This window comes from Serratia sp. JKS000199 (genome assembly GCF_900215455.1).
GTDB classification, from domain to species: Bacteria; Pseudomonadota; Gammaproteobacteria; order Enterobacterales; family Enterobacteriaceae; genus Serratia; species Serratia ureilytica.
Genome location: NZ_LT907843.1, coordinates 1574995 through 1588088, shown reverse-complemented (window position 1 = coordinate 1588088; position 13094 = coordinate 1574995). Strand labels below are relative to the sequence as shown.

Below are 13094 nucleotides of genomic sequence, written 5' to 3'. Positions count from 1 at the left end.
ATGTTGTCGTCCGGCCGCCGATTCCCGATAATAGGCGGCTTTTATTTTTTTAGGCATCGCAATGACCGAATACCTGCTCCTGTTTGTCGGCACCGTACTGGTGAACAACTTCGTTCTGGTGAAGTTTCTTGGCCTGTGCCCGTTCCTCGGCGTTTCCAAGAAGCTGGAAAGCGCCATCGGCATGGGAATGGCCACCACCTTCGTCATGACGCTGGCCTCCGTCAGCGCCTGGGTGATCAACACCTTTATTCTGGTTCCGCTGGATCTGGTGTATCTGCGCACGCTCTCCTTCATTCTGGTGATCGCCGTGGTGGTGCAGTTCACCGAGATGGTGGTGCGCAAGACCAGCCCGGCGCTCTATCGCCTGCTGGGCATCTTCCTGCCGCTGATCACCACCAACTGCGCGGTGCTGGGCGTGGCGTTGCTTAACGTCAACCTCGGTTATAACTTCCTGCAGTCCGCCGTTTACGGTTTCAGCGCCGCCGCCGGTTTCTCGCTGGTGATGGTGCTGTTCGCCGCCATTCGCGAACGTCTGGCGGTGGCCGACGTGCCGGCGCCGTTCCGCGGCTCCTCGATCGCACTGATCACCGCCGGGCTGATGTCGCTGGCCTTTATGGGCTTTACCGGGCTGGTGAAATTCTAATGACTGCGTTGTGGATAGCTATCGCGGCTTTGAGCGCGCTCGGGCTGCTGTTCGGACTGGTGCTGGGCTACGCCGCGCGCCGTTTTGAGGTGGAAGAGGATCCGGTCGCCGAGCAGGTCGACGCGATCCTGCCGCAGAGCCAGTGCGGCCAGTGCGGCTACCCCGGCTGTCGCCCCTATGCCGAGGCGGTGGCCAACGGCGAGATGATCAACAAATGCGCGCCGGGCGGCGAACAGGTGATGCTGAAACTGGCGGAGCTGCTCAACGTGGAGCCGCAGCCGCTGGGCAGCGAAGCCGCCGCCGAGCCGGAGCGTAAAGTGGCCTATATCGACGAGGCCAACTGCATCGGCTGCACCAAGTGCATTCAGGCTTGCCCGGTTGACGCCATCGTCGGCGCCACCCGCGCCATGCATACCGTCATTACCGACCTCTGTACCGGCTGCGATCTGTGCGTCGCCCCTTGCCCTACCGACTGTATTGAAATGAGACCGGTCGCCACCACCACCGCCAACTGGAAGTGGGACATGAAGACGATCCCGGTGCAAGTGATCCACGTGGAGCAACATGCTTAATCTGTTCGCCGCCTTTAAAAAAGACCGGATCTGGGATTTCGACGGCGGGATCCATCCACCGGAAATGAAGACTCAGTCGAGCGGCGCGCCGCTGCGTGTCGCCCCTCTGCCCAAGACCTTTATCATTCCGCTGCAGCAGCATCTGGGACCGGAAGGCGAACTGTGCGTCAACGCCGGCGATCGGGTGTTGAAAGGCCAGCCGCTGACCGTCGGCCGCGGGCGCACCGTGCCGGTGCACGCCCCGACCTCGGGCACCGTTAGCGCCATCACGCCGCACATCACCGCTCACCCTTCCGGGCTGTCGGAGCTGTGCGTGATTATCGAGGCAGACGGCGAAGACCGCTGGTGCGAGCGCGAGCCGGTGGCGGATTACCGCCAATCGCCCGCCGCGGAGCTGATTCAACGTATTCATCAGGCCGGCATCGCCGGTCTGGGCGGCGCCGGTTTCCCGACCGCCAGTAAACTGCAAGGCGGCATGAGCGGCGTGGAAACGCTGATCCTCAACGCCGCCGAGTGCGAGCCTTACATCACCGCCGACGATCGCCTGATGCAGGAACATGCCGATCAGATCGTTGAAGGCACGCAGATCCTGCAACACATTCTGCAGCCCAAGGTCACGCTGATCGGCATTGAAGACAACAAGCCAGAGGCGATCGCGGCGCTGAAACAGGCGTTGCGCGGCCAGACCGGCATTGCCCTGCGCGTCATCCCCACCAAATACCCGTCCGGCGGCGCCAAGCAACTGACCAAGATTTTGACCGGCAAGGAAGTGCCGCACGGCAAGCACTCCTCCGCTATCGGCGTGCTGATGCAAAACGTCGGCACCGCCTTCGCCATCAAGCGGGCGATCGTCGACGGCGAACCGTTGATTGAGCGCGTGGTGACCCTGACCGGCGAGGCGGTCGAGCGCCCTGGCAACCTGTGGGCACGCATCGGCACGCCGGTGCAGCACCTGCTTGACTTCGTCGGTTTCCGTCCGCAGGCGCAGCAGATGGTGGTGATGGGCGGCCCGCTGATGGGCTTTACCCTGCCCGCGCTGAACGTGCCGATCGTCAAGATCAGCAACTGCATTCTGGCGCCGACGGTGGATGAAATGACGCCGCAGGAACCCGAGCAATCCTGCATCCGCTGCGGCCTGTGCGTGGACGCTTGCCCTGCCGGGCTGTTGCCGCAACAGCTGTACTGGTTCAGCCGCGGGCAGGAGCACGACAAGGCGCGCAACCACAACCTGTTCGATTGCATCGAATGCGGCGCCTGCGCGTTCGTCTGCCCCAGCAACATTCCGCTGGTGCAGTACTACCGGCAGGAAAAGGCCGAAATCAAGGCTATCGATTTGGAAGCGGCGCGCACCGCCGAGGCCAAGGCGCGTTACGAGGCCAAGCTGGCGCGTCTGGAGCGCGAAAAACTGGCGCGCGAAGAGCGGCACAAAAAGGCCGCCGTCAAACTGACCGACGACGATCAGGGGGCGGTACAGGCCGCACTGGCGCGCGTACGCAGCAAGAATGCCGAAGCGGCGGTTACGCCGGTCGACGGCCAGCAGCCGGACAACAGCGAGATGATCGCCGCCCGCGAAGCGCGTAAAGCGCAGGCGCGTGAACGGCGCGCCCAGTTGGCGGCCGAAGCGGAACAAGCCTCGCCGGCAACCTCAGGCGACGACGCGCGTAAGGCCGCCGTGGCCGCGGCGCTGGCCCGCGTGAAGGCGCGCAAAGAGGCACCGGCCGCAGACATCACCGCCCATGCCGCGACAGAGGACGATCCGCGTAAAGCGGCAGTCGCCGCCGCCCTGGCGCGCGTGAAGGCCAAGAAAACGGCGCAGCAGGCGGACGCTCCTGCCGAGACAGAACCGGCTCCGGCTGCCGCCGAAGAAGATCCGCGTAAAGCGGCAGTCGCCGCCGCCCTGGCTCGCGTGAAGGCCAAGAAAGCGGCGCAGCAGGCGGACGCTCCGGCCGAGACAGAACCGGCTCCGGCTACCGCCGAAGAAGATCCGCGCAAAGCGGCGGTCGCGGCGGCTATCGCCCGCGCCAAAGCCAAGAAAGCGGCGCAGCAGGCGGACGCTCCGGCCGAGACAGAACCGGCTCCGGCTGCCGCCGAAGAAGATCCGCGCAAGGCGGCGGTCGCGGCGGCTATCGCCCGCGCCAAAGCCAAAAAAGCGGCGCAGCAGGCGGACGCTCCTGCCGAGACAGAACCGGCTCCGGCTGCCGCCGAAGAAGATCCGCGCAAGGCGGCGGTCGCGGCGGCTATCGCCCGCGCCAAAGCCAAAAAAGCGGCGCAGCAGGCGGACGTTCCTGCCGAGACAGAACCGGCTCCAGCTGCCGCCGAAGAAGATCCGCGCAAGGCGGCGGTTGCGGCGGCTATCGCCCGCGCCAAAGCCAAAAAAGCCGCCAGAGAATCGCTGGCGGCGGAAACGGAAGACAAATGATGACGGCGGCGCCTGGCCTACGCCGGGCGCCGTTTAATCGATAGAGATCAGATAGGTGTAGTCCACTTCAATCTGACGCAGTTTGGACTCCGGGTTCCACTCTTTGGTTTGAATGATCTCCATTTCCATACTGCCGCGCACCTTATCCTTCAGCCCCGGCATCACATGCGACACCAGATAACCGAAAAACTGCAGACACTCCTTCGCCGTGCCCTTATGGTTGATGGAGATAAACTCGCGGCTCGGCAGATGGATGGTGTCTATCTGATGATTGGAAAGAATGTCCTTTTTATGTTCAGGATCGACCGCCATCACCAGCGTGGACGACAGCTCGTCGCCTTCCCCGGCCTGCGGGCAATAAATGCTGTAAATTCGCCGGCAGTCGACGTGCAACCCCTTGAAGAAGTCATTGAAAATCTCGTCCTTCATCGCCATGCAGGACGCGTACTCCAGCTCTTGTTCGGAGGCGAAATCCAGCCGGCGCGAGAAGCCGACCAGCTGCATCTCGGGCAGCGTCAGCCGCTTCACTTCCGGATAATATCCCGCGCCGTAGCTGGCTTCGAAGTTAAAGCGCGGCATCAGGTTTTTCACGTCCCAGTGCTCCATCGAGCGGTAGCGATTGGGCGTGGTGCCGAAGCGCTGCTTGAACATGCGAGTAAAGGTCTGCTGCGAGTCGAAGCCCAGCTCATCGGAGATGTCGATGATGGAGCGACGGGTGATGCGCAGCGCCACCGCGGCGCGCGTCAGGATGCGCGAACGGATATAGGTGGCGAGTTGAATGCCGGTAATACGCTTGAATTTACGCTGCAGATGCCACTTGGAATAGCCCGAAATACGCGCAACTTCATCCAGGTTTGGCCGTTTCTCCAGATGTATCTCCACCCACTCAATTAGCTCTTCAATAAAAAAAATGTCTTCATTTGTCATTATTATGGATTCACTGACTCAATAATGTTCGCGATAGTAACCTACACGTATTATGTGAAAGTTGTTATTTTGTGCGGAAATCTGGACAAAAATGATATTTCATTCATACGGTTACCCCATTTCTCAGGGGCAATGGCGGCACAAGTTCCACAGACAATTCCTCACGTTAGCCCATTTTCCGGCCAAAAAAAAATCAAATCGCGCCACGCCGATCTCAACGGGTGCGAAAAGCCGAATACCCCTATCATTAAGGCGTATTACCCTCGCATCGAATCAGGTAGAATGCTCGGCTATTATTTTTGCCGCGCCCGCAATTCGGCGCATCGAAACTGCCGCAGGCGCGGCGCAGAAGGTATCGTTACTCTATGAAGTTCAGGCCGGTATCACCCACAGCCGCCAAAGGCTTACACATCGCCAGCTCGCCGTTCACCCACAACCAGCAAAGCACCAGCCGCATTATGCTGTGGGTGATGTTGGCCTGCATTCCCGGCATCGCAGCACAGATTTGGTTCTTCGGTTATGGCGTGCTGATTCAGGTGGCGCTGGCGGCGATCGTCGCGCTGGCCGCAGAAGGCGCGATCCTCAGGCTGCGCAAGCTGCCGGTGCGCAGCCGGCTGGCGGACAACTCCGCCCTGCTGACCGCGCTGCTGCTCGGCATCAGCCTGCCGCCGCTGGCCCCGTGGTGGATGATCGTCATCGGCACCTTCTTCGCCATCGTCATCGCCAAACAGCTGTACGGCGGCCTTGGGCAGAACCCGTTCAATCCGGCGATGGTCGGTTACGTGGTGCTGCTGATCTCCTTCCCGGTGCAGATGACCAGCTGGTTGCCGCCGGATGAGCTACGCGCCACCGCACTGTCGTTCCACGACACGCTGCTGGCGATTTTCAGCGGCCATACCGCTCAGGGCGCGACGCTGCACGAATTGCAGATGGGCGTTGACGGCATCAGCCAGGCTACACCGCTCGACGGCTTCAAAACCGGTTTGCGCAGCGGCCACAGCGTTGAACAGGTGTTGCAGCAGCCGCTGTTCGGCGGCGCGCTGGCGGGCATCGGCTGGCAGTGGGTCAACCTCGGCTTTCTGGCCGGCGGCCTGTTTATGCTGGCGCGCCGCCTGATCCACTGGCAGATCCCCTTCAGCATGTTGGCCGCCATCGCCTTCTGCTCCGGTCTGGCCTGGTGGCTCGATCCGGCGCATCAGGCTTCGCCGCTGATCCACCTGTTCTCCGGCGCCAGCATGCTGGGCGCGTTCTTTATCGCCACCGACCCGGTCAGCGCCTCCACCACGCCGAAGGGCCGTTTAATCTACGGCGCGCTGATCGGCGTGCTGGTCTGGCTGATCCGCGTTTATGGCGGCTACCCTGACGGCGTGGCCTTTGCCGTGCTGCTCGCCAACATCACCGTCCCGTTAATCGACCACTACACGCAGCCGCGCGTGTACGGCCATCGCTAAGGAGCCGCCATGCTGAATTCCATGAGAAAGCACGGCACCACGCTGGCGGTGTTTGCGGCGGTCACCACCGGCCTCACCGCCGTGGTCTACGCCCTGACGAAAACCACCATCGCGCATCAGGCGGCGCTGCAGCAAAAAGCCCTGCTCGATCAGGTGGTGCCGCCGGAAAATTACGACAACGTCATGCAGAACGAATGCTTCCTGATCAGCGATCCGGCGCTGGGCGACGGCGCGCCACACCGTTTATATCTGGCGCGCAAAAACGGGCAACCGACCGCCGCCGCGCTGGAAACCACCGCGCCTGACGGCTACTCCGGCGCCATCAAGCTGCTGGTCGGCGCCGATTTCAACGGCACGGTACTCGGCACCCGGGTGATTGAACACCATGAAACCCCGGGGCTGGGCGACAAGATCGAACTGCGCATTTCCGACTGGATTTCCTTCTTCAGCGGCAAGAAAATCGAAGACCCGGACGACAAACGCTGGGCGGTGAAGAAAGACGGCGGCATGTTCGACCAATTCACCGGCGCCACCATCACCCCGCGTGCGGTGGTCAATGCGGTGCGCCGCACGGCGTTGTATATGGAAACGCTGCCGCCTAAACTTGAAAGCTTACCTGCGTGTGGAGCCAGCGAATGAGTGAAGCCAAAGAATTGATCGTCCAGGGGTTGTGGAAGAACAACTCCGCCCTGGTGCAGCTGCTGGGCATGTGCCCGCTGCTGGCGGTGACCTCCACCGTCACCAACGCGCTGGGGCTGGGGCTGGCCACCACGCTGGTGCTGACGCTCACCAACGCCTCCATCTCCGCGGTGCGCCGCTGGGTGCCAAGCGAAGTGCGTATTCCGATCTACGTCATGATCATCGCCGCGGTGGTGAGCATCGTGCAGATGCTGATCAACGCCTATGCCTTCGGTCTGTATCAGTCGCTCGGCATTTTTATTCCGTTGATCGTGACCAACTGCATCGTCGTGGGCCGCGCCGAAGCGGTGGCCGCCAAGAAACCGGTCGGCCTCTCGGCGCTGGACGGCATGGCCATCGGCCTCGGCGCCACCGGCGTCATGGTGACGCTGGGTTCAATGCGCGAGCTGCTGGGCAACGGCACGCTGTTCGACGGCGCCGATCAACTGCTGGGCGGCTGGGCCAAATCGCTGCGCATCGAAGTGGTGCACTTCGACAGCCCGTTCCTGCTGGCCATGCTGCCGCCAGGCGCCTTTATCGGCCTGGGCCTGCTGTTGGCGGTCAAGTATCTGATCGACGAAAGAATGAAGGCGCGCAAAGCCCGCGCCGTGGCGGCGGAACCGCTGCTGGAACAAGGACGTGCTGAGAAGGCCTGATGAACAAGCAGAAGCGACTGGAAATTCTGACCCGGCTGCGCGACAACAATCCGCATCCGACCACCGAGCTGGTGTACACCACGCCGTTTGAGCTGCTGATCGCGGTATTGCTGTCTGCGCAGGCCACCGACGTGAGCGTTAACAAGGCGACCGCCAAACTCTATCCGGTCGCCAACACCCCCGCCGCCATGCTGGCGCTGGGGGTTGATGGCGTCAAGGAGTACATCAAGACCATCGGTCTGTTCAACAGCAAGGCCGAAAACGTGATCAAGACCTGCCGCATGCTGCTGGAGCTGCACGGCGGCGAAGTGCCGGAAGATCGCGCCGCGCTGGAGGCGCTGCCGGGCGTTGGCCGCAAAACCGCCAACGTGGTGCTCAACACCGCCTTCGGCTGGGCGACCATCGCCGTGGACACCCATATCTTCCGGGTGTGCAACCGCACCCACTTTGCGCCGGGCAAGAACGTCGATCAGGTGGAGGAGAAACTGTTGAAGGTGGTGCCCGCCGAATTCAAGGTCGATTGCCATCACTGGTTGATCCTGCACGGACGCTACACCTGCATCGCGCGCAAACCGCGCTGCGGCTCCTGCATCATCGAAGACCTGTGCGAATATAAAGAAAAGGTTTATCCGGAATCCTGAGTCAGTTGGGTGCGGCAAACCGCACCCGCCGCGTCCTCTTCCCTCGCCAACGCCGCTTTTTTATCAAAAATGTGATATCGCGCAGCAGTAACCCCGGCGTTATCACGGTTTTCAGTAAGAAACCCATCGCTGCGTTATTTTCAAGCAAAAAATTAGTCGAAAATTGCGGTGAACGTCACGCTTTCAGGATCACAAGGCGTTCACAAATGCCAGCCCCGTTTTCCTAAATTTCTATAATTTTACAAATCGCGCCATATACACAACATTCCAACGGATTAATAACCTCACGTACACTGATGCGCTAAAAAATAGCAATTCAGCAGAATATATCCCTGTTTAAAATTCGTATAGCTTTTAATCAAAACAAAAAATCGATAAACCACTAAAAGCCGAAAGTTAATACTGCATAACATTTGCAACATCGCGGCATAATCCTGCTGGCGTTAAATGTAACAGAATATGACAAACTGCTTGCCACGTTGACAAAGATAGTGAACATTAACCGCCGTCCCCATCCTATAACAACGCAAAAGGATGCCGTTCCGCATCAACTTTTGTACTTTCCCGTCCCCTAAAGACGGGCTGCGAAAAAACAGAGGTACCCGTGTCAACAGCAAACAACCAACACCAGGAGAGCGTGAGCCTTAACGCGTTCAAACAACCGAAAGCATTCTATCTGATCTTCTCGATCGAACTGTGGGAGCGCTTCGGCTATTACGGCCTGCAAGGCATCATGGCGGTTTATCTGGTCAAGATGCTCGGTCTGAGCGAAGCCGACTCCATCACCCTGTTCTCTTCTTTCAGCGCCCTGGTATACGGCTTCGTCGCCATTGGCGGCTGGCTGGGCGACAAGGTGCTGGGCGCCAAACGCGTGATCGTGCTCGGCGCGCTGGTGCTGGCCGCCGGTTACGCCATGGTGGCCTACTCCGGCCACGACATCTTCTGGGTCTATCTGGGCATGGCGACCATCGCCGTGGGCAGCGGCCTGTTCAAGGCCAACCCGTCCTCCCTGCTCTCCACCTGCTATGAGAAAGACGACCCGCGTATCGACGGCGCCTTCACCATGTACTACATGTCGGTGAACATCGGTTCCTTCTTCTCCATGCTGGCTACCCCGTGGCTGGCGGCGAAGTACGGCTGGAGCGTGGCGTTCTCCCTGAGCGTGGTCGGCATGCTGATCACCCTGGTCAACTTTATGATGTGCCACAAGTGGGTGAAGAAAAACGGCTCCAGGCCTGACTTCAAGCCGCTGCATCTGCCGAAACTGCTGATGGTGCTGGTCGGCATCGTGGCGCTGGTCGCCGTGTCCAGCTGGCTGCTGCACAACCAGGTGATCGCGCGCTGGGCGCTGGCCTTCATCTCTGCCGGGATCGTGATCGTGTTCGCCAAGGAAGCCTTCGCCCTGCATGGCGCCGCACGCCGCAAAATGATCGTCGCCTTCCTGCTGATGCTGGAAGCGGTGGTATTCTTCGTGCTGTACAGCCAGATGCCGACCTCGCTGAACTTCTTCGCCATCCACAACGTGGAGCACAGCATCTTCGGCGTCGCCTTCGAGCCGGAGCAGTACCAGGCGCTGAACCCGTTCTGGATCATGCTCGCCAGCCCGATTCTGGCCGCGTTGTATAACAAGATGGGCGATCGCCTGCCGATGCCGCACAAGTTCGCTTTCGGCATGATCCTGTGTTCCTGCGCCTTCCTGGTGCTGCCATGGGGCGCCAGCTTCGCCAACGAACAGGGCATCGTGTCGGTCAACTGGCTGATCCTGAGCTACGCGCTGCAGAGCATCGGCGAGCTGATGATTTCCGGTCTGGGTCTGGCGATGGTGGCGCAGCTGGTGCCGCAGCGTCTGATGGGCTTCATCATGGGTTCCTGGTTCCTGACCACCGCCGCCGCGGCGCTGATCGCCGGTAAAGTCGCCGGTCTGACCGCCGTCCCCAGCGACATCAACGACGCGCACGCTTCACTGGCCATCTACAGCCATGTGTTTATGCAAATCGGCATCGCCACCGCCGTCATCGCCATCCTGATGATGCTGACCGCGCCGAAACTGTACCGCATGACGCTGGACACCAGCGAAGACCTGAATCAGAAAGCGCAGGAAGCCACGGCGGCTCACTGATCGCCGGCGGATTGAGCGTAAATAGAAACGCCGGGGTTAACCCCCGGCGTTTTTTTATGCCCGCAAGAAACGTGTTTACGCTGGCTTGCGCTTGCCGCTCAGGTTGGCCCACATGAATTCGCTCACCAGCGCGCTGTGGAACGCCGCCTGTTGCTTGTCGGCGGCGGCGCTGTGCCCACCCTCGGTATTTTCGTAGAAGTAAGCCTGCTGATACCCCATCGCCTGCATGCGCGCCGCCATTTTGCGCGCGTGGGCCGGGTTGACCCGATCGTCGCTGGTGGCGGTATAGAACAGCACCGGCGGATAGGCCGTTTTCGCCTGAATATTGTGGTACGGCGAGAAGGTTTTGATATAGGCCCACTGCTCCGGCTTGCTCGGATCGCCGTATTCCGCGATCCACGACGCGCCGGCGGAGAGTTGGGTATAGCGCTGCATGTCCAACAGCGGCACTTCGCAGACGATGCAGCCGAACAGCTGCGGATACAGCGTCAGCATATTGCCTACCAGCAGACCGCCGTTGCTGCCGCCGCGCGCGCCGAGATGCGGCGCGGAAGTCACCTTGCGAGCGAACAGGTCTTCGGCCACGGCGGCGAAATCCTCATAGGCGCGATGACGATTCTGCTTGAGCGCCGCCTGATGCCAGGCCGGACCATATTCACCGCCGCCCCGAATGTTGGCCACCACGTATACCCCGCCGCGCTCCAGCCAGGCCGGCGCCTTGCCGCCCAGATAGCCCGGCAGCAGCGGCACTTCAAACCCGCCGTAGCCGTACAGCAGCGTCGGCGTGCTGCCGTCCAGCTTGAGATCTTTGGCGGCGATCTGGAAATACGGCACGCGGGTGCCGTCCTTGGAGCGCGCGTAATGCTGGCTGACCTGATAGCCGGCGGCGTCAAAGTCCTGCGGCGCCTGTTTCAGCAGCGTCGCTTCCCCGCCGTCGAGGTTGCCCATATACAGCGAGGTCGGCTGCAGGAACCCGCTGACCGTCAGGAAATAGGCGTTGCTCTCGTCGTCGATGCCGCCGGCGGAAAGGGTGCTGATGGCGCCGGGGTTGCCCAGCGGGCGACGTTGCCAGCTGCCGCCCTGCGGCGTCAGCACTTCCAGTCGGTTGACCACGTTATCCATGATGCTGAGGATCAGGTGATCGCGAGTGCCGCTGTAGCCGCTCAGCGCCTGCTCCGCCGTCGGGGTAAACAGCGGCTGCAGCTCGCGCTTGCCCGCCAGATAGTCGTCGAAATTGGCCGCCAACAGCGAGCCGGACGGATAGCGCTTGCCGCCCACGTCCCAATCGCTGCTCGGCTTGATCAGCAGCCATTCCCGATGCGTATCCAGCTCGGCGTCGGCGGGGATGTCGATTTTTTTCTGCCGGCCGTCCTGAGTCAGCAAGAAATAGTCGCGGCGGTAGAAGTCCAGGCTGCGGCCGACGAAATCGCGCTCAAAGCCCGGCGTGCGGTCGTGATAGGCGAAGACCGCCATGTCCTCGGGCTGCGCTTCGTACAGCGTTTCGGCGGCGCTCAACGGCGTGCCGCGCCGCCAGCGTTTGGCGATGCGCGCGTAGCCGGACTGGGTCATCGAGCCGGGGCCGAAATCGGTGGCGATGAACAGCGTGTCCCGATCGACCCAGGAAACCCGGCTTTTCGCCACCGGCACGTTGAAACCCTCTTTGACGAAGCGTTTGGCAACCAAATCGAATTCGCGGATTTCGGTGGCGTCACCGCCGTCCGGCGACAGCTGCATCAGGCAATAACGGTATTCCGGCGCCAGCGGCTGCGAGCCCTGATAAACCCAATCCTTGCCCTCCGCCTTGCCCAGCGCATCGATATCCAGCACCGTCTCCCAGGCCGGTTTGGCCTTGCGGTACTCGTCCAGCGTGGCGCGTCGCAGCAGGCCACGCGGGTTGGCCTGATCCTGCCAGAAGTTGTAATAGTACTCGCCGCGTTTGCTCACCCACGGGATCTGGGTGTCTTTATTGAGGATATCCAGGACTTCGCGCTCAATGCGCTGAAAGTCTTCGCCCTGGCCGAAACGTGCCACGGTGCGCTGATTTTCCTGCTGCACCCATTGCAGCGCTTTTTTACCCTGCAGCTCTTCCAGCCACAGGAATTCATCGCCGGCGGCCGCGCCGCCCTCCGCCGCCATCGCCAGGCGGATACTGTTGGGTAATGAAGTCATCGCGAATACGGCTCCTACGGTTTGCGCACTGAGTTTAATAAACTGACGTCGATTGGTGACCGGCAAAATCAAGCTCCTTTTGAGTCGGCTGCAACGCCGCCCCGTCATGGGCGACAGCCTGTGAAATAAGAGTCATTTTCAACAAGGTAGGCGTTTGGCGGCGCGGAGTCAAAGCCCGCGGCCGCCGCGTTGAGTCAGGATTGAGGATAGTGGATCAGATCGTGAATGCGCACCGTGTGTGAACCGGCGTTGCGGTAGGCATGCGGCCGATCGGCCTGAAAGCGCATCGCCTCGCCGGCTGCCAGGCTGTGCCACTCGCCGTCTATCGCCAATTCCAACCGGCCGCTGATCACGATCACATGCTCAATCACGCCCGGCTCATGCGGCGACGATTCGCTGAGCGCGCCCGGCGCGAGATCGATGACGAACATGTCGAAACCCAGCTGGCGATCGTAGGGAAACAGCGGCACCACGCGCATATCGGCGTTGTTCTGATCGTACACCGGCAGTTCGCCGTAGCGGTGCAGCGTCGCCTGCTGCTGCGCGGGCGACGCCTCAAGAAAGGCGGAGAACGCCACGTTGAAACCGGTGGCGATCTTCCACAGCGTCGCCACCGTCGGGCTGGATTCGCCGCGCTCAATCTGCCCAAGCATCGCTTTGCTGACGCCGGTGTATTCCGCCGCCTGCGTCAGGCTCCAGCCGCGCTGCGCGCGCAACGTGCGAAGGGTGTGCGCCAAATGGCCGGCAAGTTCCTGCATCCTGTTCTCCTCTGCGTATCGCGCTCGATTATACCCGCTTGTGCGCTATAGCGCACGGTGC

At 61.3% G+C, this 13094-nt stretch carries 11 protein-coding genes; 8 read left to right on the top strand and 3 right to left on the bottom strand.

The features are described 5' to 3' along the window. The first annotated feature begins 61 nt into the window (after nt 1-61). Genes rsxA through rsxC form a run of 3 tightly spaced genes read left to right on the top strand, consistent with a single transcriptional unit; the run spans nt 62 to nt 3634 of the window. Nucleotides 62-643: an electron transport complex subunit RsxA gene (gene rsxA / locus CPH57_RS07765; protein WP_004938443.1), complete on the top strand. Its 582-nt coding sequence runs from the start codon at nt 62-64 to the stop codon at nt 641-643. Then, nucleotides 643-1215 carry an electron transport complex subunit RsxB gene (rsxB, locus tag CPH57_RS07760; protein WP_004938428.1) on the top strand — a complete coding sequence of 191 codons (573 nt, stop codon included), beginning with the start codon at nt 643-645 and terminating at the stop codon, nt 1213-1215. The genes rsxA and rsxB overlap by 1 nt, the downstream gene beginning before the upstream one ends. Next, nucleotides 1208-3634 carry an electron transport complex subunit RsxC gene (gene rsxC / locus CPH57_RS07755; RefSeq protein ID WP_096242203.1) on the top strand — a complete coding sequence of 809 codons (2427 nt, stop codon included), beginning with the start codon at nt 1208-1210 and terminating at the stop codon, nt 3632-3634. The genes rsxB and rsxC overlap by 8 nt, the downstream gene beginning before the upstream one ends. A gap of 33 nt (nt 3635-3667) precedes the next feature. Here the strand turns inward: rsxC and CPH57_RS07750 are convergent, their stop codons facing one another. Next, a complete protein-coding gene (locus tag CPH57_RS07750; protein WP_033642950.1) occupies nt 3668-4561 on the bottom strand; it encodes a helix-turn-helix domain-containing protein in 894 nt (297 codons plus the stop codon). Between the two features lie 365 nt (nt 4562-4926). On the opposite strand from CPH57_RS07750, the gene rsxD reads away from it, so the two are divergent. From rsxD to dtpA, 5 genes are all read left to right on the top strand, one after another. Then, complete coding sequence (gene rsxD / locus CPH57_RS07745) at nt 4927-6012, top strand: electron transport complex subunit RsxD (RefSeq protein ID WP_033652582.1); 1086 nt, start codon at nt 4927-4929, stop codon at nt 6010-6012. A 9-nt stretch (nt 6013-6021) separates the two neighbouring features. Continuing rightward, complete coding sequence (rsxG, locus tag CPH57_RS07740; RefSeq protein WP_096242202.1) at nt 6022-6651, top strand: electron transport complex subunit RsxG; 630 nt, start codon at nt 6022-6024, stop codon at nt 6649-6651. Continuing rightward, complete coding sequence (locus CPH57_RS07735) at nt 6648-7346, top strand: electron transport complex subunit E (RefSeq protein ID WP_033642947.1); 699 nt, start codon at nt 6648-6650, stop codon at nt 7344-7346. The genes rsxG and CPH57_RS07735 overlap by 4 nt, the downstream gene beginning before the upstream one ends. Next, nucleotides 7346-7987 carry an endonuclease III gene (nth, locus tag CPH57_RS07730; RefSeq protein WP_019455952.1) on the top strand — a complete coding sequence of 214 codons (642 nt, stop codon included), beginning with the start codon at nt 7346-7348 and terminating at the stop codon, nt 7985-7987. The genes CPH57_RS07735 and nth overlap by 1 nt, the downstream gene beginning before the upstream one ends. A gap of 604 nt (nt 7988-8591) precedes the next feature. Then, a complete protein-coding gene (gene dtpA, locus CPH57_RS07725; RefSeq protein WP_033642946.1) occupies nt 8592-10106 on the top strand; it encodes a dipeptide/tripeptide permease DtpA in 1515 nt (504 codons plus the stop codon). 75 nt (nt 10107-10181) lie between these two features. Here the strand turns inward: dtpA and CPH57_RS07720 are convergent, their stop codons facing one another. Beyond that, nucleotides 10182-12275: a prolyl oligopeptidase family protein gene (locus tag CPH57_RS07720; RefSeq protein ID WP_096242201.1), complete on the bottom strand. Its 2094-nt coding sequence runs from the start codon at nt 12273-12275 to the stop codon at nt 10182-10184. A 194-nt stretch (nt 12276-12469) separates the two neighbouring features. Further along, entirely contained in the window at nt 12470-13033 is a 564-nt protein-coding gene (locus CPH57_RS07715; RefSeq protein WP_069100781.1) for a helix-turn-helix domain-containing protein, read from the bottom strand. Nucleotides 13034-13094: the final 61 nt, after the last annotated feature.

Coding starts and splice junctions, on each gene's coding strand:
- rsxA (WP_004938443.1), top strand. CDS start 62: ATGACCGAATACCTGCTCCTGTTTGTCGGCACCGTACTGGTGAACAAC.
- rsxB (WP_004938428.1), top strand. CDS start 643: ATGACTGCGTTGTGGATAGCTATCGCGGCTTTGAGCGCGCTCGGGCTG.
- rsxC (WP_096242203.1), top strand. CDS start 1,208: ATGCTTAATCTGTTCGCCGCCTTTAAAAAAGACCGGATCTGGGATTTC.
- CPH57_RS07750 (WP_033642950.1), bottom strand. CDS start 4,561: ATGACAAATGAAGACATTTTTTTTATTGAAGAGCTAATTGAGTGGGTG.
- rsxD (WP_033652582.1), top strand. CDS start 4,927: ATGAAGTTCAGGCCGGTATCACCCACAGCCGCCAAAGGCTTACACATC.
- rsxG (WP_096242202.1), top strand. CDS start 6,022: ATGCTGAATTCCATGAGAAAGCACGGCACCACGCTGGCGGTGTTTGCG.
- CPH57_RS07735 (WP_033642947.1), top strand. CDS start 6,648: ATGAGTGAAGCCAAAGAATTGATCGTCCAGGGGTTGTGGAAGAACAAC.
- nth (WP_019455952.1), top strand. CDS start 7,346: ATGAACAAGCAGAAGCGACTGGAAATTCTGACCCGGCTGCGCGACAAC.
- CPH57_RS07720 (WP_096242201.1), bottom strand. CDS start 12,275: ATGACTTCATTACCCAACAGTATCCGCCTGGCGATGGCGGCGGAGGGC.
- CPH57_RS07715 (WP_069100781.1), bottom strand. CDS start 13,033: ATGCAGGAACTTGCCGGCCATTTGGCGCACACCCTTCGCACGTTGCGC.